Origin of the sequence: Bradyrhizobium sp. 159, from assembly GCF_023073795.1 — a bacterium.
GTDB lineage: Bacteria > Pseudomonadota > Alphaproteobacteria > Rhizobiales > Xanthobacteraceae > Bradyrhizobium.
Genome location: NZ_JADPKE010000061.1, coordinates 54858 through 79784 on the forward strand (window position 1 = coordinate 54858; position 24927 = coordinate 79784).

The 24927-nt window shown below is 64.2% G+C and carries 26 protein-coding genes; 6 read left to right on the top strand and 20 right to left on the bottom strand.

Translation table 11 applies throughout. The features are described 5' to 3' along the window. Positions 1-40: 40 nt before the first annotated feature. Positions 41-421: a response regulator gene (locus IVA96_RS17105; RefSeq protein ID WP_247275993.1), complete on the top strand. Its 381-nt coding sequence runs from the start codon at positions 41-43 to the stop codon at positions 419-421. 52 nt (positions 422-473) lie between these two features. Here the strand turns inward: IVA96_RS17105 and IVA96_RS17110 are convergent, their stop codons facing one another. From IVA96_RS17110 to eno, 14 genes are all read right to left on the bottom strand, one after another. Then, positions 474-1442: a tripartite tricarboxylate transporter substrate binding protein BugD gene (locus IVA96_RS17110; protein ID WP_247275992.1), complete on the bottom strand. Its 969-nt coding sequence runs from the start codon at positions 1440-1442 to the stop codon at positions 474-476. An 83-nt stretch (positions 1443-1525) separates the two neighbouring features. After that, positions 1526-2767, bottom strand: a complete 1242-nt coding sequence (locus IVA96_RS17115; RefSeq protein ID WP_247418374.1) for a threonine synthase — start codon at positions 2765-2767, stop codon at positions 1526-1528. Positions 2768-2822: 55 nt separating this feature from the next. Next, complete coding sequence (lpdA, locus tag IVA96_RS17120) at positions 2823-4244, bottom strand: dihydrolipoyl dehydrogenase (RefSeq protein WP_247275990.1); 1422 nt, start codon at positions 4242-4244, stop codon at positions 2823-2825. Positions 4245-4260: 16 nt separating this feature from the next. Then, the gene (locus IVA96_RS17125; RefSeq protein WP_247275989.1) at positions 4261-4494 is read right to left on the bottom strand and encodes a hypothetical protein; all 234 of its coding nucleotides are present in this window, start codon (positions 4492-4494) and stop codon (positions 4261-4263) included. 22 nt (positions 4495-4516) lie between these two features. Continuing rightward, positions 4517-5869, bottom strand: coding sequence for a pyruvate dehydrogenase complex dihydrolipoamide acetyltransferase (locus tag IVA96_RS17130; protein ID WP_247275988.1), 1353 nt, complete (start codon positions 5867-5869; stop codon positions 4517-4519). A 62-nt stretch (positions 5870-5931) separates the two neighbouring features. Continuing rightward, a complete protein-coding gene (locus IVA96_RS17135; RefSeq protein ID WP_247275987.1) occupies positions 5932-6384 on the bottom strand; it encodes a nucleoside deaminase in 453 nt (150 codons plus the stop codon). A gap of 1 nt (position 6385) precedes the next feature. After that, on the bottom strand, positions 6386-6688 hold the full coding sequence (locus IVA96_RS17140) for a DUF5076 domain-containing protein (RefSeq protein WP_247275986.1): 303 nt from the start codon (positions 6686-6688) through the stop codon (positions 6386-6388). A gap of 3 nt (positions 6689-6691) precedes the next feature. Continuing rightward, positions 6692-8083 (bottom strand): pyruvate dehydrogenase complex E1 component subunit beta, encoded by a 1392-nt coding sequence (locus IVA96_RS17145; RefSeq protein WP_247275985.1) that lies wholly within the window; start codon positions 8081-8083, stop codon positions 6692-6694. Positions 8084-8112: 29 nt separating this feature from the next. Next, on the bottom strand, positions 8113-9135 hold the full coding sequence (gene pdhA / locus IVA96_RS17150; protein WP_247275984.1) for a pyruvate dehydrogenase (acetyl-transferring) E1 component subunit alpha: 1023 nt from the start codon (positions 9133-9135) through the stop codon (positions 8113-8115). Positions 9136-9528: 393 nt separating this feature from the next. Then, positions 9529-9846, bottom strand: a complete 318-nt coding sequence (locus IVA96_RS17155) for a septum formation initiator family protein (RefSeq protein WP_008567889.1) — start codon at positions 9844-9846, stop codon at positions 9529-9531. A gap of 198 nt (positions 9847-10044) precedes the next feature. Continuing rightward, complete coding sequence (locus IVA96_RS17160; RefSeq protein ID WP_247275982.1) at positions 10045-10596, bottom strand: NAD(P)H-dependent oxidoreductase; 552 nt, start codon at positions 10594-10596, stop codon at positions 10045-10047. 226 nt (positions 10597-10822) lie between these two features. Further along, entirely contained in the window at positions 10823-11821 is a 999-nt protein-coding gene (locus IVA96_RS17165; protein ID WP_247275981.1) for an MBL fold metallo-hydrolase, read from the bottom strand. Positions 11822-11932: 111 nt separating this feature from the next. Next, positions 11933-13072, bottom strand: coding sequence for a zinc-binding dehydrogenase (locus IVA96_RS17170; RefSeq protein ID WP_247275980.1), 1140 nt, complete (start codon positions 13070-13072; stop codon positions 11933-11935). 44 nt (positions 13073-13116) lie between these two features. Beyond that, on the bottom strand, positions 13117-14400 hold the full coding sequence (eno, locus tag IVA96_RS17175; protein ID WP_247275979.1) for a phosphopyruvate hydratase: 1284 nt from the start codon (positions 14398-14400) through the stop codon (positions 13117-13119). A gap of 174 nt (positions 14401-14574) precedes the next feature. Here eno and IVA96_RS17180 point away from each other — a divergent pair, with 174 nt between their 5' ends. Next, positions 14575-15552: a lyase gene (locus IVA96_RS17180; protein ID WP_247275978.1), complete on the top strand. Its 978-nt coding sequence runs from the start codon at positions 14575-14577 to the stop codon at positions 15550-15552. A 51-nt stretch (positions 15553-15603) separates the two neighbouring features. Beyond that, complete coding sequence (gene queF, locus IVA96_RS17185) at positions 15604-16056, top strand: preQ(1) synthase (protein WP_247275977.1); 453 nt, start codon at positions 15604-15606, stop codon at positions 16054-16056. Positions 16057-16096: 40 nt separating this feature from the next. Here the strand turns inward: queF and IVA96_RS17190 are convergent, their stop codons facing one another. From IVA96_RS17190 to IVA96_RS17200, 3 genes are all read right to left on the bottom strand, one after another. After that, positions 16097-17305, bottom strand: a complete 1209-nt coding sequence (locus tag IVA96_RS17190) for an MFS transporter (RefSeq protein WP_247418376.1) — start codon at positions 17303-17305, stop codon at positions 16097-16099. Next, positions 17305-18153 carry a 3-deoxy-8-phosphooctulonate synthase gene (kdsA, locus tag IVA96_RS17195; protein WP_247275975.1) on the bottom strand — a complete coding sequence of 283 codons (849 nt, stop codon included), beginning with the start codon at positions 18151-18153 and terminating at the stop codon, positions 17305-17307. The genes IVA96_RS17190 and kdsA overlap by 1 nt, the downstream gene beginning before the upstream one ends. Positions 18154-18269: 116 nt before the next feature. Next, complete coding sequence (locus IVA96_RS17200; RefSeq protein WP_247275974.1) at positions 18270-18596, bottom strand: NIPSNAP family protein; 327 nt, start codon at positions 18594-18596, stop codon at positions 18270-18272. A gap of 196 nt (positions 18597-18792) precedes the next feature. Between IVA96_RS17200 and IVA96_RS17205 the strand changes: the two genes are divergently transcribed. From IVA96_RS17205 to IVA96_RS17215, 3 genes are all read left to right on the top strand, one after another. Beyond that, on the top strand, positions 18793-19467 hold the full coding sequence (locus tag IVA96_RS17205) for a response regulator transcription factor (RefSeq protein ID WP_247418378.1): 675 nt from the start codon (positions 18793-18795) through the stop codon (positions 19465-19467). Next, positions 19464-20840 carry a HAMP domain-containing sensor histidine kinase gene (locus tag IVA96_RS17210; RefSeq protein WP_247275972.1) on the top strand — a complete coding sequence of 459 codons (1377 nt, stop codon included), beginning with the start codon at positions 19464-19466 and terminating at the stop codon, positions 20838-20840. The genes IVA96_RS17205 and IVA96_RS17210 overlap by 4 nt, the downstream gene beginning before the upstream one ends. A 101-nt stretch (positions 20841-20941) precedes the next feature. Next, a complete protein-coding gene (locus IVA96_RS17215; RefSeq protein WP_247275971.1) occupies positions 20942-21676 on the top strand; it encodes an rRNA adenine N-6-methyltransferase family protein in 735 nt (244 codons plus the stop codon). Here IVA96_RS17215 and IVA96_RS17220 read toward each other — a convergent pair. The 3 genes from IVA96_RS17220 to tpiA all read right to left on the bottom strand — a co-directional run bounded on the left by IVA96_RS17220 (position 21639) and on the right by tpiA (position 24712). Beyond that, on the bottom strand, positions 21639-23270 hold the full coding sequence (locus IVA96_RS17220) for a CTP synthase (protein ID WP_247275970.1): 1632 nt from the start codon (positions 23268-23270) through the stop codon (positions 21639-21641). The genes IVA96_RS17215 and IVA96_RS17220 overlap by 38 nt on opposite strands. A 166-nt stretch (positions 23271-23436) precedes the next feature. After that, a complete protein-coding gene (secG, locus tag IVA96_RS17225; protein ID WP_247275969.1) occupies positions 23437-23817 on the bottom strand; it encodes a preprotein translocase subunit SecG in 381 nt (126 codons plus the stop codon). A gap of 139 nt (positions 23818-23956) precedes the next feature. Next, positions 23957-24712: a triose-phosphate isomerase gene (gene tpiA, locus IVA96_RS17230; RefSeq protein ID WP_247276044.1), complete on the bottom strand. Its 756-nt coding sequence runs from the start codon at positions 24710-24712 to the stop codon at positions 23957-23959. Positions 24713-24927 lie beyond the last annotated feature (215 nt).

Genomic DNA, 24927 nt, shown 5'->3' on the forward strand with positions numbered 1-24927 from the left:
TAGCGACGGCAAGCGTAATTCCGGGCGAGGAGCGGACGTCTTGTCAGTGGCTTCGGTCATTTCTGTGCTTGACGATGATCCCTACGTGCGGGCCGCGATCAACAATCTCTTGGAATCCCGCGGATACATCGTCCACACATTCGCCTCCGCCGAGGAGTTTTTGAGGTCGACCGATTCGACCGACACCTCCTGCGTGATCGCGGACGTGCAGATGCCGTCGGTCACTGGAATCGATCTGCTGACGCAGATGCGCGCGCAGGGGTCGTCAACGCCGTTCATCTTCATCACCGCTTTCCCGGAGGAGAGCGTGCGTGTGCGTGCGCTTAAAGCCGGGGCAAGTTGTTTCCTCGGTAAACCGTTTGCCGCCTCGGATCTGATGAAATGCCTGGAGGTGGCGCTGCAGCAGGTGACGAAACCATGAAGTGATTGTCCGGCGATCAGCGAATGCGACGCTGACACCAGCGCAGCCCACCTCAATCCACCTTGATATTCGCCGCCTTGATGATCGGCCACCATTTAGCGATCTCCGCCTTCTGGCGGTTGCCGAGCGCTTCTGGCGTGAGCTGATCCTTGGGCGTCATCTCCAGGCCCTGGCTTTCGAGCTGCTTCTTCACTCCAGGATCGTTCAGCGCTTCCACGGCCGCCGCGTTGAGCTTGGTCACGACCTCCTTCGGCGTGCCCTTCGGCACCCACATGCCTGACCACAGCGTCATCTTGAAACCCTTCAGGCCCGCCTCCTCCGCGGTCGGAATCTCCGGCGCCGACGGCAGGCGCTTGTCGTCGGTGATGGCGTAGGCGCGGATGGTGCCGGCGCGGACCTGGTTGATGGAATTGGAGGTCTGGTCGACGATGAGATCGATCTGGCCGGCGATGAGATCGTTGAGGGCGGGCGCTGTGCCGCGATACGGCACGTATTGCAGCTTGATGCCGGAGACGCTCTCGAAATAGACGCCGGCGATGTGGCTGCCGGAGCCTGCGCCGGCCGTGCCTGCCGTGGGCGGCGATGGCCGCGACTTCAGCCATTCAATGAGCTCCTTCAGCGAGGTCACCGGCACCGCGTTCTTGCTGACCACGATCATCGGATTGCTCGGCAACAGCACCACCGGCTCGAGGTCGGCGACAAGGTCGTATTTGAGCTTGTAGACGGCACCGTTTGCGACGTGGGTACCGAGATGGCCGAACGAGATGGTGTAGCCGTCCGGCGGTGATTGCACGGCGCGACCGACGCCGATCGAGCCGCCCGCACCGGTGACGTTCTCGATCACCACGGGCTGGCCAAGCGATACGCGCATGCGCTCCGCAAGCACCCGCGCCATTGCATCCGACGGCCCGCCGGCCGCGAATGGCACGATGATGGTGATGGGACGCGTGGGATAGTCGTCAGCGCGCGCGGCGCCTGCAACAGCGAGAATGGCAATCAGCGCAGCCCAAGCGGCCTTCATAGTCCTCTCCCCAGCGATGTCTTTGTTATTGTGACCCTCTGCCCGCGTACGGGAAGAGGGATCGTTCGTGGCGTATTGCCGCGCTAGAACTGCGTGTAATCGATCGGCTTGTGGCGATCGAGCGTCCGGGTGACCGGCGGCAATGGATATTTCAGTCCGGTCGCGCAGTTGAACAGCATGACGCGGTCGGTCTTGCTGACACGGCCATCGGCAAGGCTCTGCTTGTAGGCAGCGTAGGTGGCGGCGCCCTCGGGACACAACAGCAGTCCCTCCTCGCGCGCAACCTCGCTCAGCGCCGACGAGATCTTGTCGTCGTCGACCGCGATGGCAAAACCCTTGCTCTGCCGCACCGCGCGCAGGATCAGGAAATCGCCGATCGCCTGCGGCACGCGAATGCCCGAGGCGATGGTGTGGGCATCCTCCCAGCGCGTCGCATGCTCGGCGCCGGCGTCATAGGCCCGCACCATCGGCGCGCAGCCCGAGGCCTGCACCGCGACCATGCGCGGACGCTTGGACCCGATGAAGCCGATCTTCTCGAGCTCGTCGAACGCCTTCCACATGCCGATCAGGCCGGTGCCACCGCCGGTCGGATAGAAGATCACGTCGGGCACGTCCCAGCCGAGCTGCTCGGCAAGCTCGAGGCCCATCGTCTTCTTGCCCTCGATGCGGTACGGCTCCTTCAGCGTCGACGTGTCGAACCAGCCGACTTTTGCTTTCCCCTCGCCGACGATCTTGCCGCAATCGTCGATATAGCCGTTGACGCGATAGACGGTCGCGCCCTGGAGCTCGATCTCGCTGACATTCACCTCGGGCGTATCGGCCGGGCAGAAGATCGTTGTCTTGATGCCGCAGGAGGTCGCATAGGCCGCCAGCGCGGCGCCGGCGTTACCATTGGTCGGCATCGCCATGTGCTTGATGCCCAGCGCCTTGCCCATCGACACCGCCATCACGAGGCCGCGCGCCTTGAACGAGCCGGTCGGCAGGCGCCCTTCGTCCTTCACGATGATCTCGCCACCGCCGAGTTTGGCGCCGAGCTTCGGCAGCCGGATCAGCGGCGTCGTGACCTCGCCGAGTGAGACGATGTCCTTGCATTTGCGCACCGGCAGCAGCTCGCGGTAGCGCCACATGTCGGCGGGACGCTGGGCCAGGGCGTCCTTGGTCAGCGCCTTCTTCACCCCAGTGAGGTCGTAGCGGACCAGCAGCGGCTTGCCGGCCTTGGAGAGATTGTGGACCTGGTCGGGGGCGTAATGATCGCCTTCCATCGCGCATTCGAGATGCGTGACGAAGGTCGGACGTTCGATGGTGAGGTTGTCGTTGTCGTGCATGGGGTGGTTTCCTTCTTATTCTGGAGAACAGCTCTTTGGTCGTCATGGCGAGCGTTCAAATATTCAGCACCCGTCCATAAGCATCCAGCACGGCTTCCTTCATCATCTCCGACAGCGTCGGATGCGGGAACACTGTGTGCATCAGCTCTTCTTCCGTGGTCTCCAGGTTCATGGCGACGACGTAGCCCTGGATCAGCTCGGTGACTTCAGCGCCGACCATATGAGCGCCGAGAAGCTGTCCGGTCTTCTTGTCGAAGATCACCTTGACGAGGCCCTGGTCCTCGCCGAGCGCGATCGCCTTGCCGTTGCCGACAAAGGGGAAGCGGCCGACGCGGATCTCGCGGCCGCTCTCCTTGGCCTTGGCCTCAGTCAACCCGACCGATGCCACCTGCGGATGGCAATAGGTGCAGCCCGGGATCATGTTCTTGTCCATGGGATGCGGATTGAGACCCTTGATTGCCTCAACGCAGATCACGCCCTCATGCTCGGCCTTGTGCGCGAGCATCGGGGGACCTGCGACGTCGCCGATGGCGTAAATGCCAGGAACGTTGGTCCTGCCGTGGCCGTCCACCACGATGATGCCGCGATCGGTCTTCACCCCAAGCTTTTCGAGGCCGAGATTCTCGACGTTGCCGACCACGCCGACAGCGGAGATCACCCGTTCGAACTCGGTCGCCACAGGCTTGCCCTTGCCGTCGTCGATGGTGGCGACGACGCTATCGGCCTTCTTCTCGAGCTTGGTGACCTTGGTCGAGGACATGATCTTGATGCCCTGCTTCTCCAGGCGCTTGCGCGCCAGGCTCGCGATCTCGGCGTCCTCGACGGGGAGGATCTGGGGTAGCACCTCGACCACCGTGACGTCGGAGCCCATGGTGTGGAAGAACGAGGCGAACTCGATGCCGATCGCGCCGGAGCCGACCACCAGCAGCGACTTCGGCATCCGTTCCGGCACCATCGCCTCGAAATAGGTCCAGACCAGCTTCTTGTCCGGCTCCAGCCCGGGCAGCACGCGCGGCCGCGCGCCGGTCGCAACGATGATGTGCTTGGCCTGGTAGCTCCCCTCGCCCAACGTGCCCTTCGGGCCCTCGACGTCCGATTTACTCACAGTGACCTTGCCGGTCGCGTCGATCGACGCCGCGCCCCAGATCACGCTGACCTTGTTCTTCTTCATCAGGAAACCGACGCCGTCGTTGAGTCGTTTCGAGACGCCGCGCGAGCGCTGCACCACAGCCTTCGGGTCGAAAGACACTTTCTCTGCCGACAGGCCGTAATCCTTGGCGTGCTGCATGTAGTGGTAGATCTCGGCCGAACGCAGCAGCGCCTTGGTCGGAATACAGCCCCAGTTCAGGCAGATGCCGCCCAGATACGCTTTTTCGACGATCGCCGTCTTGAAGCCGAGCTGTGCGGCGCGGATCGCGGTGACATAGCCGCCGGGACCGGAGCCGATGATGATGACGTCGAAGGATGTATCGGCCATGGCGCTCCCGTTCAATTCAAGAGGCGCCGCGAGCGCGGCGCTTGAAGACAACAAACCTGACTAGCCATTCGATGATCCCGACCAGGACCAGAATAGCCAGCGCGCTCAACACAATGGGTTGAGCGATGTTCCGCGATAATTGCTCTGCCGACAGGAAGGCGGACTGAAGAAAATCGAGCCCGATCGGATTGAGCGCGACGATCCCCCCAAGCAGCAGCGATATCCATGGCCAGCGGGTACGGACATGCAACGTTGCCCCCTCTGCCGCCGCGTCAGACCATCATCATGACGGGATTTTCGATCAGCTGCTTGAACGCGCCGATCAGCTCGGCGCCGAGCGCGCCGTCAATGGCGCGGTGATCGCAGGACAAGGTCACGCTCATCATGTTTGCGATCTCGATCTTGCCACCGCGCACGACGGGACGCTCTTCGCTGGTGCCGACCGCGAGGATGGTCGCGTGCGGCGGATTGATCACCGCGGTGAAGTGACTGATGCCGTACATGCCGAGGTTGGAGACGGCCGTGGTGCCGCCCTGGTATTCCTCGGGTTTCAGCTTGCGCGAGCGGGCGCGCGCGGCAAAGTCCTTCATCTCGTTGGAGATGGTCGAGAGCGTCTTGGTCTCGGCCTTGCGGATGATAGGCGTGATCAGGCCGCCTGGCATCGCGACGGCAACGCCGACGTCGGAATGGTGGTGCTTGACCATGCCGCTTTCGGTCCAGCTGACGTTGCAGTTCGGGATCTTCTGGAGTGCGACCGCCATCGCCTTGATGACGAAGTCGTTGACCGAGATCTTGTAGAGCGGCTTCTTCTCCTTGTCCTTGGGAGCAGCCGCATTGATCTCCTCGCGCGCGGCCAGCAGCTTGCCGATGTCGCAATCGATGGTGAGATAGAAGTGCGGGACGTTCTGGATCGATGCGGTCAGGCGCTGCGCGATGGTCCGGCGCATGCCATCATGCGGGACGATGTCGTAGGAGCCCGGCTCGAACAGCGACAGGATCTGCTTGTCAGACATGGTCGGCGCGATCGAGGGCGCCCCAGACGGTGCTGCGGCGGGAGCCTTGAGGCCCTTGCCGGACTTGGCCTGCTCGACGTCACGCGCGACCACGCGGCCGTGCGGGCCAGTGCCCGTGATCATCGCAACATCGATGCCGGCTTCCTTCGCGATACGGCGCGCGAGCGGCGATGAGAACACGCGGCCGCCATGGCCGTTGCCCTGCGCGGCGGGAGCTGCAGCCGGCGGAGCCGGTGCGGCGGCAGCCGGCGTCGCCTTGGGTGCGGCCGGCGCAGGTGCCGGTGCCGGCGCGGCAGCAGGTGCCTCAGCGGTCTTGGGCGGTGCAGCCGAGGCGGTCGGCTTCGCGGCGCCCGCGGCTTTCACGTCCTCGCCCTCGCCGGCCAGCACCGCGATCACGTCGTTGACCGGAACGTCCTGGGTGCCCTCGGGCACCAGGATCTTGGCGATCGTGCCTTCGTCGATCGCCTCGACCTCCATGGTCGCCTTGTCGGTCTCGATCTCGGCGATGACGTCGCCGGATTTGACCTTGTCGCCCTCCTTCTTCAGCCACTTGGCGAGGTTGCCCTTCTCCATCGTCGGCGAAAGAGCGGGCATCAGGATGTTGATGGGCATGCTGACCTCACGAAGAACTTCTCAAAACGTCGTCTCCTGAAGCGAAGACGAACAGACCAGGTTTAGTTGCCGATGTCGCCCTGCCACAGACGCTCATTGGCGGGATTGGAACGCCAATTCTTCATCATGGTGATGGAGCGGTCGTCGGCAAGGTCGATCCAGGGGATGCCGAACTTGTCGAGGATGTCCTTGGATCCCTCGAAGGTGACAGATTCCCCGATCACCACCAGCTTGACCTTGAACAGCGCCAGCGCGCCGGCGCACATCGAGCATGGCGACAGGGTGGTGTACATGACGGTGTCATGAAACGTGATCGCGCCGGCTTCGCGCAGGCAGCTCATCTCGCCGTGCAGGATCACGTTGTTCTCCTGCACGCGCTTGTTGTGACCGCGGGCGATGATCTTGTTGTCGCGCGTCAGCACCGCACCGATCGGCAGGCCGCCCTGCGCGATCGAGGTTTCCGCCTCGCGGATCGCCTCCAGCATAAAATCGTAGTGATAGGATTCGATGGCCACGTCAGTGCCCCTTGCCGCGTGGCGTCGTGCTGCCGGTGTCGGTCGGACGCTCGATCTCGGCCTGGAACATCTCCAGAATCCGGTTCAAGGCATCCTCCTCGGTGTATTCGCTCTCGCGCGCATAGGCGCGCGCGGCATGGCGCGCGAGATCGACGAGCAGCAGGCCCCACATGTCGGGCTCCTCGAAGGCGCGCTGGAACGCCATCGACAGCCCACCGTCCAGCACGAACACACGCAGGATCTCGACCGCGTCCTCGCGGGTCATGACGTCGGGCGGCAGTGGCTGCTCCTTGGGGCCCGCCATGGTCTACCTGTAGCAGACGGCTTTGGCGGCCTCGACGACTTCCGCTGCCGAGGGCAGCGCGAGCTTCTCCAGGTTCGCGGCATAGGGCATCGGCACGTCCTTGCCGGAGACCCGCGTAACCGGCGCGTCCAGATAGTCGAAGGCGTTCTCCATGATGCGCGCGGCGATCTCGGCGCCGACCCCGCTCTGAGCCCAGCCCTCCTCCACCGTCACCGCACGACCGGTCTTCTTGACCGAGTTGATGATGGTCTCGGTGTCCATCGGGCGCAGCGTGCGTAGGTCGATCACCTCGGCCTCGATGCCATCCTTGGCGAGCTCGTCGGCGGCCTTGAGCGCATAGGTCATGCCGTTCGACCACGAGATGATGGTGACGTGGCCGCCGGAGCGCACGATGCGCGCCTTGCCGATCGGAATCACGAAATCGTCGAGCTTGGGTACTTGGCCGGTGTGACCGTAGAGCACCTCGTTCTCGAGGAAGATCACCGGGTTGGGATCGCGGATGGCGGCCTTAAGCAGCCCCTTGGCATCGGCCGCCGAATACGGCGCGACCACCTTGAGGCCGGGAATGTGCGAATACCAGGCCGAGTAATCCTGACTGTGCTGGGCTGCGACCCGCGCAGCGGCACCATTGGGCCCGCGGAATACGATCGAGCAGCCCATCTGGCCGCCGGACATGTACAGCGTCTTGGCCGCGGAGTTGATGATCTGATCGATCGCCTGCATGGCGAAGTTGAAGGTCATGAACTCCACGATCGGCTTGAGGCCCGTCATCGCGGCACCGACGCCGACACCGGCAAAGCCGTGCTCGGTGATCGGCGTGTCGATCACGCGCTTGGCGCCGAACTCCTGAAGCAACCCTTGCGTGACTTTGTAGGCACCCTGATATTCGGCCACCTCTTCGCCCATCACGAAGACATCGCCGTCGCGGCGCATCTCTTCGGCCATGGCATCGCGCAAGGCTTCGCGGATGGTCTGCGTCACCATCTCGGTGCCGGCGGGTACCTCCGGATCGGGCTCGGCCACGGGCTGCGGCGCGGACGGCGCCGCCTTGGGCTGGGGGGCCTCGGACTTGGCGGCGGCGGGCGGCGCGGACTCCGCAGCCTTCTCCTGCTTGGCCGGCGCTGGGGCCTTCGCGAGATCGGCGGCGCTCTCGCCATCGGCGAGGATGGTCGCGATCGGCGTATTGACGGCAACGTCGGCGGTGCCCTCGGGAATGAGGATCCTGCCGAGCGTGCCCTCATCGGTTGCCTCGACTTCCATCGTCGCCTTGTCGGTCTCGATCTCGGCGATGACGTCGCCGGACTTGATCGTCTCGCCCTCTTTCTTCAGCCATTTGGCGAGGTTGCCCTTCTCCATCGTGGGCGACAACGCGGGCATCAGCACTTGAATTGGCATATCGACTCCAAAAGAAAGCTTGCGCGCGTTCAGCGGTAAACGTCGGTCCAGAGCTCGGCGGCATCCGGCTCGGGATCATGTTGGGCGAAATCGGCGGACGCGTTGACGACGTCGCGCACCTCGGCGTCGATCGCCTTCAGATCCTGCTCGCTGACCTTGGCCGCCAAGAGGCGGTTACGTACCTGCTCGATCGGGTCCTGGTCGTGGCGGATCTTCTCGACCTCCTCGCGCGTGCGATATTTTGCAGGGTCGGACATCGAGTGGCCGCGATAGCGGTAGGTCTGCATCTCGAGAATGTAGGGGCCTTTGCCGGCACGGCACCAGGCCGCCGCCTCCTCGCCCGCAGCCTTCACGGCGCGGACGTCCATGCCGTCGACCTGCTTGCCGGGAATGTTGAAGGAGGCGCCGCGCTTGGAGAAGTCCTGCTGCGCCGAGGCGCGCGAGACCGAGGTCCCCATAGCGTAGCGGTTGTTCTCGATGACGTAGATCACCGGCAGCTTCCAGAGCTCCGCCATGTTGAAGCTCTCATAGACCTGACCCTGGTTGGCCGCGCCGTCACCGAAATAGGTGACGCTGACATTGTCGTTGCCGCGATAGTGATTGGCGAAGGCGAGACCCGTGCCGAGCGAGACCTGCGCGCCGACGATGCCGTGGCCGCCGTAAAAGTGCTTCTCCTTGCTGAACATGTGCATGGAGCCGCCCTTGCCCTTGGAATAGCCGCCGCGGCGGCCCGTGAGCTCGGCCATCACGCCGTTGGCGTCCATGCCGGTGGCGAGCATGTGGCCGTGATCGCGATAGCCGGTGATGACCTGATCGCCCTCTTTCAGGGCCATCTGCATGCCGACCACCACGGCCTCCTGGCCGATATAGAGGTGGCAGAAACCGCCGATCGCGCCCATGCCGTAGAGCTGGCCAGCCTTTTCCTCGAAGCGCCGGATCAGGAGCATGTCGCGGAGCGCCTTGAGCTCCTGCTCCCTGGTGAATTCCGGGGGCGGACCGCCGTCGGCCTTGTCCTGTGGAGTGCTTGCGGCGGCTTTCTTGGGTGCGGCCATGGGAATTCCGGGTCAGAGAAAACTTTCGCCCTCTCTAACCCAAGTCAAACACCGTTGGAAAGCACCGCGGCGGCATGGCACGACTTTCATTATGCCGCACTGCAACGTGATCGTAATATTGGAAAATCTTTGGCGCCGATCGGGCAACAATTCGATGCAAGGCTGCCGCACGCGCAGATTCGTGACCGCGTCAAGAAATGGGGAGGACGGGCGATGCCGAAATGACGCCGCCCTCTCCGTCCGCCCAATCAGAAGAAGCCGACCCTCTTCGGGAGCTTCTTGGTCTGCGGGTCGTGATCGAGCATCATCTTTTGGGACTCACGCCCGACGCCCCGACCGTTTCGACCAAGACACCATGGCCGATCATGTCACGACCGCTCGGCAGCGAGAACGCTATTTCGCCGGGATCATCCGAACGAGATCATGCGGATTGACATAGTCGAGTTGGTAGCGCGCCCGCTCGTCCAGCATGTCAGGATCAATCCTCGACGTGCGCAGCAAAGAGACGCGCTGCTCGCTCCGGGCGCGCTCGCGCTTGAGCTGCGCCAGTTCGCTGGTCAGGGCGATGATCTCCTGATCGAGCTCCTGGCGGGCATTGAGGCCGTATTTGCCGGTGTAGGCGTTGACGCCGAAATAGCCGACGATGGCCGCCGCCATCGCATACAGGGCAAGGCCGGTCAGGATCGATTTCAGGCGCGCGCGGGAGACCATCTTGGGAAGATGGGACAGGTTGGTTAAGGGAGTGCTAATCGGCCCTAGCTGACGAGGATCTGACCTTCATGGTGAGGAGGCTGCATAGCGGCCGTCTCGAATCATGAAGGCCCCGCTGTCCCCGCGGCCATCCTTCGAGACGGCGCTGACGCGCCTCCTCAAGATCAGGACCTGGCGTCTAGCCGCCGGCGACTTGGATTAGCCGTGATGCTTCGCCACGTGCGCCGCGAAGGCGTCGAGATAGGCCTGCAGCACCGGCTTCAGCGACTCCTTGGTCAGATTGCCCTCGGCATCGAAGGCGTCGCCCACGGCGTTCAGATAGGCCTCCGGCTGCTGCATGATCGGGCCGCTGATACCAGGCAGGATGGTCTGCAAATGCTTGGCAGCGCTGACCCCGCCGAGCGGCCCCGGCGAATTCGAGATGATGCCGACCGGCTTGCCGTTGAACGAACTCTTGCCATAGGGCCGCGAGGCGACGTCGATGGCATTCTTCAGCGCGCCCGGGATCGAGCGGTTGTATTCGGGCGTGACGAAGATGACGCCGTCAGATTTCTGAAGCTTCTCGCGGAAGGCCAGCCAGTCGGCGGGCGGCGCGCCCTCGAGGTCCTGGTTGAAGAAGGAAATGCCCGCCGGCGTGACGACCTCGAGCTTGAGCGAGCTAGGTGCGAGCTTGGCGAGGGCATTGGCGATCTTGAGCGAAAAGCTGTCCTTGCGCAGGCTGCCGGCGATCGTGACAATGTTGTAGGCCATGGTGTGTCCTTGGGATCTTGAGCGGGAGTGCCGGGAAGGCACTTAAGCCATCCGGACCGATGGATGCAAGTGCATGAACTGGCTCGATTTGGAAACGCTGTGTTTCGTGAAAGTGCCCTCGGCTCTTCTGGGGAAATCGCGTCCTTTGACCTGTTGGCCAAAACAGTCAGGCCGCCAAGTGGCGGCCCGATCATTCGCGCGAACGTCTAGACGAGACTAACCCAGATCAGATCGTTGGATTCCACGCCGATGGGATCAGGCGATATTTTGCGCCGTCCTTCTCGACATGGCCGATCGAGGGGAAGGAGAAGTGGAAGCCGACCACGGTCGCCTTCTCGGCCGCCGCCATGTCGTAGAATTTGTGGCGGGTCGCCTGCGCCAGCGCGGCATCGGTGTCGAACATCACGTGCCAGTCCGGATTGCGCAGGAAGAATTCCGGAATGTTGGTGACATCGGACTGGATCAGCACCTTCGCATCGCCCGATGCGACCGCGAACGAGGTGTGGCCGGGCGTATGACCCGGCGTCGCGATGGAGGTGATGCCGGGCGCGACCTCCTTGCCCCACTCGTACTTGGTGACCTTGGACTCGAGGCCGGCAAAGGTCTTCTTCACGTTCGCGAAATAATTCTTCATCATCGCGTTGGACTCGGCCTTGGCGGCGTTGTCCTCGCTGGTCCAGAACTCCCAGTCCTTGCCCGGCACCATGATCTCCGCGTTCGGGAAGGCGAGCGCGCCGTCGGCGAGGCGGATGCCGTTGGTGTGGTCGGGATGCAGATGCGAGAGCAGCACGACGTCGATGTTCTTGGGATCGACGCCAGCGGCCTGGAGATTTTGCAACGTGCGACCGACGGCGCCCTTGCTCGGCTCGAAATTCGCGATGCCGTTGCCGGTATCGATCAGCACCAGCTTGGAGCCGGTATTGATGAGCTGCGGGTTGAAGGGCACCGTGACCATGCCCTTCGGCATGTAGGCCGCCTCGCCTGCGGCCAGCGCCTCGTCCTTCGGCACGTTGACGACGAACTTGTCCGGCATCGGGAAGGTGCGCGCACCGTCATTGATCGAGGTGCACTCGAAGCTGCCGACCTTATAGCGATAGAAGCCCGGCGCCTGCGTTCCGGCCGGCGGCACTGAGGCATCGGCGGCGATCGGTCCAAGCCCGGTAACGGCAGCCGCACTGAGGGTGGCGGCGCCTGCAAGCAGGTGACGGCGATTGAGGTCGGTCATGCAGATCCCCTTCTGAGTGCCTTGCGGTTTTTCCGCTTTCAACGGCGGCGGGAATAATCCCCCGGTTCGCTCAGAAGGCAAGTCCTTCTTTCGGTGACGTGCCGTCGCACATCACGATAATTTATTCGGGTTGATGAGGAATTTTTCGCCTGTGGCGCGTTTGGCGTACACGGCGATGTTGGCGGGATCGAGCGCCTCGGCAAGCGAGACCACCTTGGTGTAATGGCTGGCGAAGGTGGTCTTCAATTCGTCGAGGACGCGCTGGCGCAGCTTGGCGCCGTCCGCCTGCCCGATCTTCATCAGGAACGGAAACAGCAGCCAGCCGCCGACGCCCCAGGCCATGCCGAAGCCGCGCGGCAGCTCGATCGGCCGCGTGTCGAGCGCGCCGTAGACGTACACCTGCTTGTGCACGTTGGAGCCGTAACGGCTGTACTCCTTCGCGGTCTTGTTGATTGCCGCTTCCATGCAGTTGAGGATGTCGCCGGCCAGCCTGCCCCCGCCGATAGCGTCGAAGGCGATGGTGGCGCCGGTCTCGACTAGCGCATCGGTGAGATCGCCGAGGAAGCTCGGCGCGGTGGAATCGACCACGTATTTGGCGCCGATCTTGTGCAGGATGTCGGCCTGCTCCCTGCTGCGCACGATGTTGACCAGCGGGATGCCGTCCTTGATGCAGATCTTGTTCAGCATCTGGCCGAGATTGGAGGCGGCCGCGGTGTGCACCAGGGCCTTGTGACCTTCGCGCCGCATCGTCTCGGTCATGCCGAGCGCGGTGAGCGGATTGACGAAGCAAGAGGCGCCCTCGGCCGGCGTCGTGCCCTCAGGCAGCGGCAGGCACTCCCTCACCTTCAGCGTGCGATATTGCGAATACATCGCACCGCCGATCATGGCGATAGTCTTGCCCATCAGCGCCTTGGCGGCATCCGACGAGCCGGTCCTGACGACGACGCCGGCGCCCTCGTTGCCGACCGGCATCGACTGGTCGAGCCGGCCTGCCATCGCCCGCATCGCGCCCTCCGGCACCTTCGCGGTGATGACGGGAGCGTCCTTGCTGCCCGAAGCTTTCGCCGTGCTGATGTCGGCCGCGCCGATCAGAAGCCCGAGGTCGGACGGATTGATCGGCGCCGCGTCGACGCGGACGACGACCTCGTCCGCGGCAGGCTCGGGGGTCGGCACGTCGACCAGCGAGATTTCCAGCTCGCCGCTCGCCTTGATCAGCGAACGCAATTGCAGTCCGGTGTTGCCGTCGCTCATGTCGATCCTCCCCTGTTCGTCGTTTCGCAGGTCGAAGCGCCGGCTTAAGCCAGCGCCTTCAGTGCCGCCCTGCCGCCGTAGAGCGCCTGCTTGCCGAGCTGCTGCTCGATGCGCAGGAGCTGGTTGTATTTGGCGGTGCGGTCGGACCGCGCAAGGGAGCCGGTCTTGATCTGACCGCAATTGGTGGCGACCGCGAGATCGGCGATGGTGGAATCCTCGGTCTCGCCCGAGCGGTGCGACATCACTGAGGTGTAGCCCGCCTTGTGCGCCATCTCGACCGCGGCAAGCGTCTCGGTGAGCGTGCCGATCTGGTTGACCTTGATCAGGATCGAATTGGCCCTGCCCGCCTTGATGCCTTCGGCGAGGCGCTTGACGTTGGTGACGAAGAGATCGTCGCCGACCAGCTGGCACTTCTTGCCGATGAGGTCGGTGAGCTCCTTCCAGCCGTCCATGTCGTCCTCCGACATGCCGTCCTCGATGGTCACGATCGGATAGCGCGCGACGAGGTCGGCAAGGTACTTCGCCTGCTCGGAGATCGAGCGCGTCTTGCCCTCGCCTTCATAGACGTATTTGCCGTCCTTGAAGAACTCGGTCGAGGCGCAATCGAGGCCGAGCACGATATCGGAGCCGGCCTTAAAGCCGGCCTTGCCGATCGCGTTCATGACGAAGTCGAGCGCGGCATCGGCCGACGGCAGGTTCGGCGCGAAGCCGCCCTCGTCGCCGACATTGGTGTTGTGGCCGGCCTTCTTCAGCTCCGACTTCAGCGTATGGAAGACTTCGGCGCCGTAGCGCAGGCCCTCGGCAAAGCTCGATGCGCCGACCGGCAGGATCATGAATTCCTGGAAGTCGATCGGGTTGTCGGCGTGCACGCCGCCATTGATGATGTTCATCATCGGCACCGGCAAGAGGCGCGCCGAGGTGCCGCCGACATAACGATAGAGCGGCATGTCCAGCGAGTTCGCGGCCGCCTTGGCGCAGGCCAGCGATACCCCGAGAATGGCGTTTGCGCCGAGGCGACTCTTGTTCGGCGTACCGTCGAGGTCGATCATGATCTGGTCGATCTGGGCCTGCTGCTCGACATCGAGGCCGCTGAGGGCCTCGAAGAGCTCGCCGTTGACGGCGCCGACCGCCTTGGAGACGCCCTTGCCAAGATAGCGGGCCTTGTCGCCGTCGCGCAGTTCCACCGCTTCATGGGCGCCGGTGGAGGCCCCCGACGGCACCGCGGCGCGGCCCAGTGCGCCGTCTTCGAGCACGACATCGACTTCGACCGTGGGATTGCCCCGGCTATCGAGAATTTCGCGGCCGATGATGTCGATGATGGCGGTCATGATGTGCACTTCCGTTCGTTAGGGCTGATCGGTGTCGCGGGTCTTACACGGAGCGCAAGCAAATGTGAACGCTTGGACGGCTGGCTTCGACTGACGCGTGAAGCCCCTCAGATTATGCTCCACGGCATCTGATCTGCGCGTCCAACCTCAATCTGAAACAGTCGGGGTAACGCCATGAATCGCCGCGAGTTTCTTGTCTCAAGCGCCGCCCTGCTCGCCATCCGCCCAGGTTTCGCGCAGGAAGGCCCGTTCCGGACAAAGTATTTCCCGATCAGTGCCGGCATCGGCCTGCACGATCTGACGCCCGCCCCTGACGGCACAGTGTGGTTCACCGCGCAGGGCAAGGGCATGCTCGGCAGGCTCGACCCCAAGGATGGCACCTTCAAGACGGTCAGCCTCGGCCAGGGTGCTGCCCCGCACGGGGTGACCATCGGCCCCGACGGCGCGCCATGGATCACCGAGGGCGGCCAGAACGCAATTGCGCGGGCCGACCCCGGCGATCTCAAGGTCACGCTGTTCCGCCTGCCGGAAAAGTTCGCCGCCGCCAATCTCAACACCGGCGTGTTCGACAAGGACGGCACGTATTGGTTCACCGGTCAGTCCGGCTATTACGGCCGGCTCGTGCCGAAGTCTGGCGACATGAATGTGTTCAAGGCGCCCAAGGGAATCGGCCCCTACGGCATCACGGTCACCCCGGACGGCGACATCTGGTACGCCTCGCTCGCTGGGAGCTACATCGCGAAGATTGACCGCGCGAGCGGCAATGCGAGCGTGGTCGAGCCGCCGACGCCGAGCCAAGGCTCGCGGCGGGTGTGGTCCGATTCGAAGAGCCGGATCTGGGTCAGCGAGTGGAACAGCGGCCATGTCTCGGTGCACGATCCCGCGGACGGCTCTTGGAAGACCTGGAAGCTGCCGGGCGAGCGCCCCCGGCCCTACGCAGTCTATGTCGACGATAAGGATAAGGTCTGGCTGAGCGATTTCTCCGCCAACGCCATCGTCCGTTTCGATCCCACAACCGAGCGGTTCAACGTCTTCGCCAGCAATAAGGCCAATGCCAATGTGCGACAGCTCGACGGCAGGCCGGGCGAGCTCTGGGGCTGCGAATCCGGCAACGACCGGATCGTCATGATCCACACCATCGCCGCCGGTTGACGACAGCGACATTTGCGTCCATCCCGGCATCCGAAACAGGATGTGACGACGATGGCGAAGAAATCCCTGCAGCTTGGCCGCGCGGTCGAGTGGCCGCACACACCGGAAGAAGCGCAGCTCGATCGCGTGCCCAATCCGCAGAGGGGCACGGATTATCTGGTGCGCTTCACCGTGCCGGAATTCACCTCGCTGTGCCCGGTCACGGGCCAGCCGGATTTCGCGCATCTGATGATCGACTACGCGCCGGGCCCATGGCTGCTGGAGTCGAAGTCGCTCAAGCTCTACATTGCGAGCTTCCGCAATCACGGCGCTTTCCACGAGGACTGCACCGTGATGATCGGCAAGCGCATCGCGAGCGAGATCAAGCCGAAATGGCTGCGCATCGGCGGCTATTGGTATCCGCGCGGCGGCATTCCGATCGACGTGTTCTGGCAAACCGGCCGCGTGCCGAAAGGATTGTGGGTGCCGGAGCAAGGTGTCGCGCCTTATCGCGGGCGGGGATAGCGTCCTGTTGTCCAGCTTGGCGTGGCCTGAACGGTATTGTTCAGGCCCGCGCATCCGCCGGTGCACGCGGCTTGAGCAACCGGGCGCAGACGAAGCCCAGCACCACCATGATCCCGGCGCTCGCGACCAGCGTCGGCATTTTGCCAGCATGCTGGAGCCCGAAGCCATAGGCGAGCGGCCCAACGGTCTGTCCCATGAAGAAAAAGAACGAATGCAGCGACAGTGCGGTGGCGCGCGCCTCGACCGGGAGCTCGCTGGCGAAGACCTGCAGACAGCCATGGGCGATGTAGAAGCCCCATCCCATCACGACGAGATTCAGTGCTTGCACTTCCCAACGTGGGCCGAATGCGACGGCCATGAGCTGTGAGGCCACCAGCGTCATGCCCGCGATCATCATGCCCTTCATCCCTAGCCGCGGCAGCAGGCGCGACACCGTCAGCGTGTAGAACAAGCCGCCGACCGCAAAGCCCGCGATGACGATGCCGGCGATCGAGAGCGAGGTCTGCCCGAGCTCAAACAGGAACGAGGCGATGTAGGGAAACAGGCCGAGCACGCAGCAGCCTTCGATGAACACGGCCGAGTAGCAGACATAGGCGTTCGGATTGGTGAAGATGGTGCGATAGCCGGCCTTCAGTGCCGACAGGCTGGTCTTCGGCGGATGCTTGACCTTGGCGCCGTGAAAGCCGGCCGCGACCGCGATCGAGGCGGCGATCACCAGCACGCCGAGCACCGCGAGCACGCCGCGCCAACCGAGGAAATCGCCGATCAGCCCGGAGGCCGAGGCGCCAAGCAGATTGCCGGTCATCGCGCCTGCAAGCGTGCGGCTGATCGCGACTTGGCGTCTCTCCGGCCCAACGAGATCGCTGGTCAGGCTCAGCGCCACCGGAAACACGCCGCCCGAGCCGATACCGGCGAGGATGCGGGTCGCAAACAGAACCGAGAACGAGGTCGAGAGCGCGCCCAGGATGTTGGCAAGGCCGAGCAGCGCGAGGCAGCCGATCATCAGCCGCGTCTTGCCGAATAGATTGGCGGCGGCGCCGATGATGGGCTGGATGATCGAGAAGGTGAAGGCGAACACCGCAGCAAAGCCGGCGGCGGTCGCGATGCTGACGCCAAAATCTTCGGCGACGTGCGGCAGCACCGGATCGAGCGCGCGTGCCGAAAGCGCTGCGGCGAAGCTTGCGCCCGATATGACGTAGAGTGCTGTCGGCAAGCCGTGATCCTGCGGCCGCGCCTCGCCTCGCTGCATTAGCCCGGGTTCTTTGCGAGTGCGTCGAACGCGATCAGCTTGGCGATCAGCCCCTCGAACTCGCGCAGCGGCACCATGTTGGGACCATCGGAGGGCGCGCTGTCGGGGTCGGGATGGGTCTCGATGAAGACGCCGGCAACGCCAACGGCAACAGCCGCGCGTGCCAGCACCGGCACGAACTCGCGCTCGCCGCCCGAGGAAGTCCCCTTCCCGCCCGGCTGCTGCACCGAATGGGTGGCGTCGAAGATCACAGGCGCGCCGGTGGTGCGTGCCAGGATCGGCAATGCGCGCATGTCGGAAACCAGCGTGTTGTAGCCGAACGAGGCGCCGCGTTCGGTAACGAGCACATTGGGATTGTTCGCACCCGTGATCTTGGTCACGACATTCGCCATGTCCCAAGGCGCCAGGAACTGGCCCTTCTTGACGTTCACGACCTTCCCGGTCGCAGCCGCTGCAAGAAGCAGATCGGTCTGCCGGCACAGGAAGGCGGGTATCTGGAGGATGTCCACGGCCTGCGCCACCTCGGCGCATTGCGTGGCTTCGTGCACATCGGTCAGCACCGGCAAGCCGAGCGAGGAGCGGATCTCCGCGAAGATCGGCAGCGATTGCGCGAGGCCCAGCCCGCGCGCAGCGGACGCGCTGGTGCGGTTGGCCTTGTCGAACGAGGTCTTGTAGACGAGGCCGATGTTCAGCCGCGCGGCGATCTCCTTCAGCGCGGAGGCGACCTCCAGCGCATGCTGGCGGCTCTCGAGCTGGCACGGCCCGGCAATGACCGAGATCGGCAGGTCATTGCCGAATTTGACCGTGCCAATGGTGACGACCGGCGCCGCTGAATTCGAAGAGCTCAAGGCAAATCCCTCGTTTCGGCGCGACCATAGCGGCGATGAGGGTCGGATCAACCCTCTTCGGCCGGGACCGTTCGAATATCAGGGTTGCACCAAGGTTCCCCGCCGCGCCAGGCTCACTACTTCACCGCCGAGAAAGCGGTCGGCGTCAGTATCTGGCTGACGATGTTGGCGACGATCTGGCCATCGGCTTCCGACTTGACCCGCGCCTCGAGCCAATCCGGATCGATCATGAACGCGCCCCACTTCTTCTCGCGCTCGGCAAGGGTCTCCCAGGCCAGAAAATAGGTCAGCTCCTGGTTGGACTCACCGATCAGCGTCGTGAAGAAGCCGGCCTGCTTGATGCCGTGCTTCTCCCAGAGCTTCAGCGTGACCGTCTCGAACCGCTTCAAGAGCGCCGGCAAACGGCCAGGCACGCAGCGATACTGGCGCATTTCGTAGATCATTCATGTTCCTCCCTGATCAAGTGCAGCGGTTATAACGATTGGCCGTGATGCTGTCTTGAGCCTCACCCGGCCGCCCCTGCGGCGTTCCGCGCATGGCTGGTGCCCCCTTCACTGTCACCGCGTCGCAGCCGGTTCCCGCAATGCTGCCGCAATGATACGGCGGCTAGAACGGCTCTGAAGGCTGAGGTGCGAGATCATGCGAATTTTGCTCGTCGAGGATGAGGCGGAGATGGCGGGCGCGCTGGCATCGGCCTTGAAGCGCTACGACATGGTGGTGGACCACGTGCCGACGCTCTGCGAAGCGGAGGAAGCGCTTTCCGCCGAGGTCCACGCCGCAGTCCTGTTCGACCGCCAGCTACCGGACGGTGACGGTCTTGCCCTGATCCCGAAGCTGAGGGCGCGCGCCGACAGCGTGCCCATCATCGTCCTGACGGCCCGCGGCGAGCTCGCCGACCGTGTCGCCGGGCTCGACAGCGGCGCGGACGACTATCTGGCAAAGCCCTTCGCGGTCGAGGAATTGCTCGCGCGTCTGCGCGCGGTGCTGCGGCGGCCCGCCGGTCTCACGCCGGATGTCATCCGCGCCGGCCGCCTCGCCTTCGATGTCGGCCATCGCGAGGCGAGCATCGACGGCCACCCGTTCGAGCTACCGCGCCGCGAGCTGCTGGTGCTCGAAGCGCTGATCCGCCGCATGGGCCGGACCGTCCTGCGCTCGGCACTGGAAGAGGCCGTCTACAATTTCGACGACGAAATCCAGTCGAACGCGCTGGATACCCACATATCGCGGCTGCGCCGCAAGCTTGCCGAAGCGGATGCGGATGTCGAGATTCACGGCATTCGCGGCGTCGGCTATCTCCTGAAGAAGCTGCCGTGAGCAGGCACGCCGATCCCTATTGCCTGCGCTCGCGGCTGAGCTGGCGCCTGCTGTCCCTCCAGGCCGCGCTGCTCGTCGCACTGGTGGCCGTCATCATCACGGGGCTATGCGCCTCCGGCTTCGTGCTCGCCGCGCGCGACGAGGACCGTGTCATCGACGCCGTGCAGCATGCGCTGACCCGCGACGCACAGGGCGGCCTGATGCTGCGCGCGACGCCGGAGCTGAAACAGCTGCGCGCGGAGACGCCCGACCTGTGGTTCCTGGTCCGTGACAGAGAGGGCCATTCGCTCAGCGAAGGCGCTGTGCCGGCCGAATTCGCCACGATCGGCGGGGCGCTCGACCACATCAGCCAGGCGCGGCTCGGCTGGCAGCTTTTCGAGGACGATCCACGCAAAGCCCCCGCGCGGTTGAAGCGCGTCGATGCCGACGCCGGCAACGTGCAGGTCATCACGGCGACGCAGGGCACGCTAACCGGCGCCAAGGCGGTGCTCATGACCTCGCTGATGTTTCTCGGCATCGCCCTGCCCGGCCTGCTCCTGATGGGAACGGCGACGTTGATCGCTACTCCGATGATCGTGCGGCGCGCCTTCAGGGGGCTGGACACGACCGCCGATCAGGCGCGCCGCATCGACATTCATCAGCGCGGCGCGCGACTGTCGGTGGACCAGATTCCGCTCGAGGTCGTGCCGCTCGTGACCGCAGTCAATGACGCGCTGGCGCGGCTCGATGAAGGCTATGCCCGGCACAAGCGCTTCGTCGCCGATGCCGCGCACGAACTGCGCACGCCGATCGCGATCCTGAACACGCGCCTGGAGTCGCTTCCGCCGGGACCTGACAAGACCCGCCTGATCGAGGATGCCGCGCGGCTCGCCACGCTCGCCGAGCAATTGCTCGATATCCAGCGGCTCGACCGCTGCGGGCACCCTTTCGCACGGGTCAACCTCGTCGCAATCGCCCAGGGCGTCGCCGCCGAGCTTGCTCCGCTTGCCATCGCCGCGGGCTATGAGCTGGCGCTCGACGCACCGGAAACAGCGATCGAGACACTCGGCGACACGGTCGCGCTCGAACGCGCCCTGACCAACCTGGTGCAGAATGCCATCCAGCACGGCCCGCGCCGCGGCACGATCGGCATCCGCGTCAGCAAGCCCGCTTGCATCGAAGTCACCGACGAGGGCGCGGGCATTCCGCCCGAGCAACGCGAGATGATCTTCGAGCCGTTCTATCGGCTCACGCCGCTCGATCGCGGCGCCGGCCTCGGCCTCAACATGGTTCGCGAGATCGTGCTGCTGCATGGCGGCGACGTCTCGGTGCTGGACGGAGCGAACGGCGGCGCATGCTTCCGGATCACATTGCCGCCGATCCGCGCCAAGTGATCTTGGTCGGCATCACCTACGCAATGCTGTCGCAATGCACTCCCGTGAGATTGTGAGCCGCCTCTGATTTGCGAGGCGCGAAGCAAAATGCCGGAGTGCGCATGCCCAACGATTTTCTCTCGTTCTTCCTCGCCTGGATGTCGGCACCGCGTCAGGTCGGTGCGATCGCGCCGTCGAGCGCGGCACTGGCGGATCTCATCACGCGCGAGATCGACGCATCGACCGGCCCCATCCTCGAGCTCGGTCCCGGCACCGGCGCATTCACCTACAAGCTGTTGAAGCGCGGCGTGCGCCAGGAAGACCTCACGCTGGTCGAATACGGCTCCGATTTCATGAAGCTGCTGCAGGTGCGCTTTCCCGGGGCTCGCATATTGTGGATCGATGCGGCGCGGCTCACCACGCATCGCCTTTATGAGGGCGCGCCGGTCGGCGCCGTGGTGAGCGGATTGCCGATGCTCAACATGTCAATGCGCAAAGTCGTCTCGATTGTCAGCGGCGCATTCAGCTACATCCGCCCCGGCGGCGCCTTCTATCAGTTCACTTACGGCATGAGCTGCCCGGTGCCGCGCCCGGTGCTCGACCGGCTGGGCCTGCGCGCCAAGCTGGTGGATCGGGCAATGCTGAACGTGCCACCCGCGGCCGTCTACAGGCTGACGCGGCGGCCGCAGATGAAACTTGTCACGGCACTGCTTTCGCCCGAGCTTGCGGCGCCGATGTTGCCGGGACGGATTGATCTGGCTGGCAATCGACGATCGATGCCGCTCTCCGTAAGATCGTCAAGAAAGCGAGCTGAGGCGTCTAGACCAGCCGCGATTGCACCATCGCCGCCTGAATGAACGAGGCGAACAGCGGGTGCGGCTCGAAGGGGCGCGACTTCAGCTCGGGGTGGAACTGGACGCCGATGAACCAGGGGTGATCCTCGTACTCGACGATCTCCGGCAGCACGCCGTCGGGCGACAGGCCGGAGAATTTTAGGCCGTGCTGCTCGAGGCGATCCTTGTAGGCAGTGTTGACCTCGTAACGGTGGCGGTGACGCTCGGAGATTTCGGTGGCGCCGCCATAGACCTCTGAGACGCGGCTGCCGCGATTGAGCGTTGCAGGATAGGCCCCTAGCCGCATCGTGCCGCCGAGGTCGCCGGCCTGCGAGCGCTTCTCGAGCTCGTTGCCGCGCAGCCATTCCGTCATCAGGCCGACCAGCGGCTCCTTGGTCGGGCCGAACTCGGTGGAGTTGGCATCCTCAATGCCGACGAGATTTCGCGCGGCCTCGATCACCGCCATCTGCATGCCGAAGCAGATGCCGAAATACGGCACGTCGCGCTCGCGTGCGAATTGCGCCGCCTTGATCTTTCCTTCCGCGCCGCGCTGGCCGAAGCCGCCGGGCACCAGGATGCCGTTGACGTGCTCGAGAAACGGCGCGGGATCTTCCTTCTCGAATATCTCACTCTCGATCCAGTCGAGATTGACCTTCACCTTGTTGGCGATGCCGCCATGCGACAGCGCCTCGATCAGCGACTTGTACGCATCCTTCATGCCGGTGTACTTGCCGACGATGGCGATGGTCACGTTGCCCTCGGGATTGCGCACGCGTTCGTTGATTTCTTGCCAGCTGCGCAGCTCGGGCGGAGTCCGCGAGGCGATGCCGAAGGCGGCGAGCACTTCATCATCGAGGCCCGCATTGTGATAGGCCTCGGGCACGGCGTAGATGTTGTCGACGTCGCGCGCCTCGATCACGGCGCTTTCGCGCACGTTGCAGAACAGCCCGAGCTTGCGCCGCTCCTCCTTCGGGATCTCGCGGTCGGTGCGGCAGAGCAGGATGTCCGGCTGGATGCCGATCGAGCGCAGCTCCTTCACGGAGTGCTGCGTCGGCTTGGTCTTGAGCTCGCCGGCGCTGGGGATGTAGGGCAGCAACGTGAGATGGATGTAGACGGCATGATCGCGCGGCAGCTCGTTCTTGAGCTGGCGGATCGCCTCGAAGAACGGCAGGCCCTCGATGTCGCCGACAGTGCCACCGATCTCGACCAGCACGAAATCGTAATGGTCATTGCCGTCGAGGACGAATTCCTTGATGGCGTTGGTGACGTGCGGAACCACTTGGATGGTCGCGCCGAGATAATCGCCGCGGCGCTCCTTGGAAATGATGTCCTGGTAGATGCGCCCCGTTGTGATGTTGTCGGCCTTGGTCGCAGGCCTGCCGGTGAAGCGCTCATAGTGACCGAGATCGAGATCGGTCTCTGCGCCATCATCGGTGACGAACACTTCGCCGTGCTGATACGGCGACATCGTTCCGGGATCGAGGTTGAGATAGGGGTCGAGCTTGCGGAGGCGGACCTTGTAGCCCCGGGCTTGCAACAGCGCACCGAGTGCCGCTGAAGCCAGACCCTTGCCGAGCGAAGAAACCACGCCGCCGGTGATGAATATATACCGCGCCATGGGACTTAACCTCTAATCCCTCGAATTCGATTCGCCAAAGCGATTCGCATTCCGCCCCAAAGATTCTGCGGGCCTGTGGGTGATCCAGAACTGAGAGTGGTGACAGTGCCTTGATGGGGATTTTTGATGCAGGACGGTAGCAGCCGACCTGCATGGCCCCCCTGCTTTATTGCGAGCGCGGCACCTGCGGGCCGGCAGGCGCCTGATTCTGCTGCTCGTCGGCCTTCTTCAGCGAATCCAGGATACCGCCCGAGGTCGGCGGCGCGATCGGGGATCCGCCGGCCGGCTGAGTCTGCCCAGGTTGGCCGATGATCGACGACGGCTTGCGGTCATAACCGGCGTACCAGGACAGGAACAGGCTGGTCAGGAAGAAGCCCGCGGCCAGGATCGCTGTCGTGCGCGACAAGAGGTTTGCGGTGCCGCGGCTCGACATGAAGCCCGCGCCTCCGCCCATGCCGAGGCCGCCGCCTTCCGACTTCTGGAGCAGGACGGCGCCGATCATGACGGCGACGATCATGAGGTGGATGACGATGACAACGGTCTGCATAGTATCCTTCCGTCATAAGCGGGCGGCGCCTGACGGCGGCCGATCGCGCTTCGCGGGTTTTCCTGAAGTTGCGCGGTGTTACACGATCGGAGGGGGTATTGCCACCCCCGATCGGATCCGGACCCATGGTTTGGATGAGCTAGGGACAGCCCTTCGCGATCGCAAGGAAATCAGCTGCTTTCAGGCTGGCCCCGCCGACCAGCGCGCCGTTGACGTTCTTCACGGCCATCAGTTCGGCCGCGTTCGAGGGCTTGACCGAGCCGCCGTAGAGGATCCGCATCCTGGCACCATCGGCTCTGAACCGGGACGTCAGGAGTTCCCGAATAAAGCCATGAATCTGCTCGACATCCTGGGATGTGGGGGTGAGGCCGGTGCCGATCGCCCAGACCGGCTCATAGGCGACGATCAGATTGGCCGCGCTGGAGCCGTCCGGCAGCGAGCCGTCGAGCTGGCCGCGCAGGACGTCCAGGGTCTGGCCGTCATCGCGCTGGCCCTGCGTCTCGCCGATGCAGACGATCGCGGTCGCCCCGGCGCGCCAGGCTGCCTCGGCCTTCTGCCGGACCAGGGCATCGCCCTCGCCGTGGTCGGCGCGGCGCTCGGAATGACCTACGATGATGGCGGCAGCACCCGCATCCACCAGCATTTCGGCGGCGACATCGCCGGTATGGGCCCCCGAGGCCTTGGGATGGCAGTCCTGGGCTCCTACTGTCACCTTCTTGCCCCGCGCCCTGTCGGCGAAGGCGGCGATCAGGGTTGCCGGTGGGCAGACCAGCAGGTCGGCCCTTCCAGTCACATCTGCCGCGCCGTTGAGCATGGCGTCGAATTCCGCAACCTGGGCCTTCAGGCCGTTCATCTTCCAGTTGCCGGCGATCAGCGGTCGGATGGCGTCGGTCATGTCAATGTCCAGCAAAATGAGGTTTGTGCATGCGCTAGCAGAGCTGTCGCGCCAGTTCCAGACCTCGGGGCTTTTAACCGCAGCTTCGAGCAGCCGCTTGAGGCGAGGTTGCGGGGGGAAAGCCGCCACTTTATGATGATCTATCAATTTGGTGACGCGCTTTTGCGGAATCTGCATTAAGACGCGCTCCCGTTCCCCTCCTGCCAAACAAGTTG

Bases quoted from the DNA above. Each gene is read 5' to 3' on its own strand.
- IVA96_RS17140 (WP_247275986.1), bottom strand. From the start codon at position 6,688: ATGGCGGGCCCCAAGGAGCAGCCACTGCCGCCCGACGTCATGACCCGC.
- IVA96_RS17205 (WP_247418378.1), top strand. From the start codon at position 18,793: ATGCGAATTTTGCTCGTCGAGGATGAGGCGGAGATGGCGGGCGCGCTG.
- eno (WP_247275979.1), bottom strand. From the start codon at position 14,400: ATGACCGCCATCATCGACATCATCGGCCGCGAAATTCTCGATAGCCGG.
- IVA96_RS17165 (WP_247275981.1), bottom strand. From the start codon at position 11,821: ATGACCGACCTCAATCGCCGTCACCTGCTTGCAGGCGCCGCCACCCTC.
- IVA96_RS17130 (WP_247275988.1), bottom strand. From the start codon at position 5,869: ATGCCCATCAACATCCTGATGCCCGCTCTTTCGCCGACGATGGAGAAG.
- IVA96_RS17160 (WP_247275982.1), bottom strand. From the start codon at position 10,596: ATGGCCTACAACATTGTCACGATCGCCGGCAGCCTGCGCAAGGACAGC.
- IVA96_RS17200 (WP_247275974.1), bottom strand. From the start codon at position 18,596: ATGATCTACGAAATGCGCCAGTATCGCTGCGTGCCTGGCCGTTTGCCG.
- IVA96_RS17220 (WP_247275970.1), bottom strand. From the start codon at position 23,270: ATGGCGCGGTATATATTCATCACCGGCGGCGTGGTTTCTTCGCTCGGC.
- IVA96_RS17215 (WP_247275971.1), top strand. From the start codon at position 20,942: ATGCCCAACGATTTTCTCTCGTTCTTCCTCGCCTGGATGTCGGCACCG.
- IVA96_RS17170 (WP_247275980.1), bottom strand. From the start codon at position 13,072: ATGAGCGACGGCAACACCGGACTGCAATTGCGTTCGCTGATCAAGGCG.
- IVA96_RS17180 (WP_247275978.1), top strand. From the start codon at position 14,575: ATGAATCGCCGCGAGTTTCTTGTCTCAAGCGCCGCCCTGCTCGCCATC.
- IVA96_RS17110 (WP_247275992.1), bottom strand. From the start codon at position 1,442: ATGAAGGCCGCTTGGGCTGCGCTGATTGCCATTCTCGCTGTTGCAGGC.
- tpiA (WP_247276044.1), bottom strand. From the start codon at position 24,712: ATGACCGACGCCATCCGACCGCTGATCGCCGGCAACTGGAAGATGAAC.
- IVA96_RS17190 (WP_247418376.1), bottom strand. From the start codon at position 17,305: ATGCAGCGAGGCGAGGCGCGGCCGCAGGATCACGGCTTGCCGACAGCA.
- secG (WP_247275969.1), bottom strand. From the start codon at position 23,817: ATGCAGACCGTTGTCATCGTCATCCACCTCATGATCGTCGCCGTCATG.
- queF (WP_247275977.1), top strand. From the start codon at position 15,604: ATGGCGAAGAAATCCCTGCAGCTTGGCCGCGCGGTCGAGTGGCCGCAC.
- pdhA (WP_247275984.1), bottom strand. From the start codon at position 9,135: ATGGCCGCACCCAAGAAAGCCGCCGCAAGCACTCCACAGGACAAGGCC.
- IVA96_RS17155 (WP_008567889.1), bottom strand. From the start codon at position 9,846: ATGGTCTCCCGCGCGCGCCTGAAATCGATCCTGACCGGCCTTGCCCTG.
- lpdA (WP_247275990.1), bottom strand. From the start codon at position 4,244: ATGGCCGATACATCCTTCGACGTCATCATCATCGGCTCCGGTCCCGGC.
- IVA96_RS17115 (WP_247418374.1), bottom strand. From the start codon at position 2,767: ATGCACGACAACGACAACCTCACCATCGAACGTCCGACCTTCGTCACG.
- IVA96_RS17145 (WP_247275985.1), bottom strand. From the start codon at position 8,083: ATGCCAATTCAAGTGCTGATGCCCGCGTTGTCGCCCACGATGGAGAAG.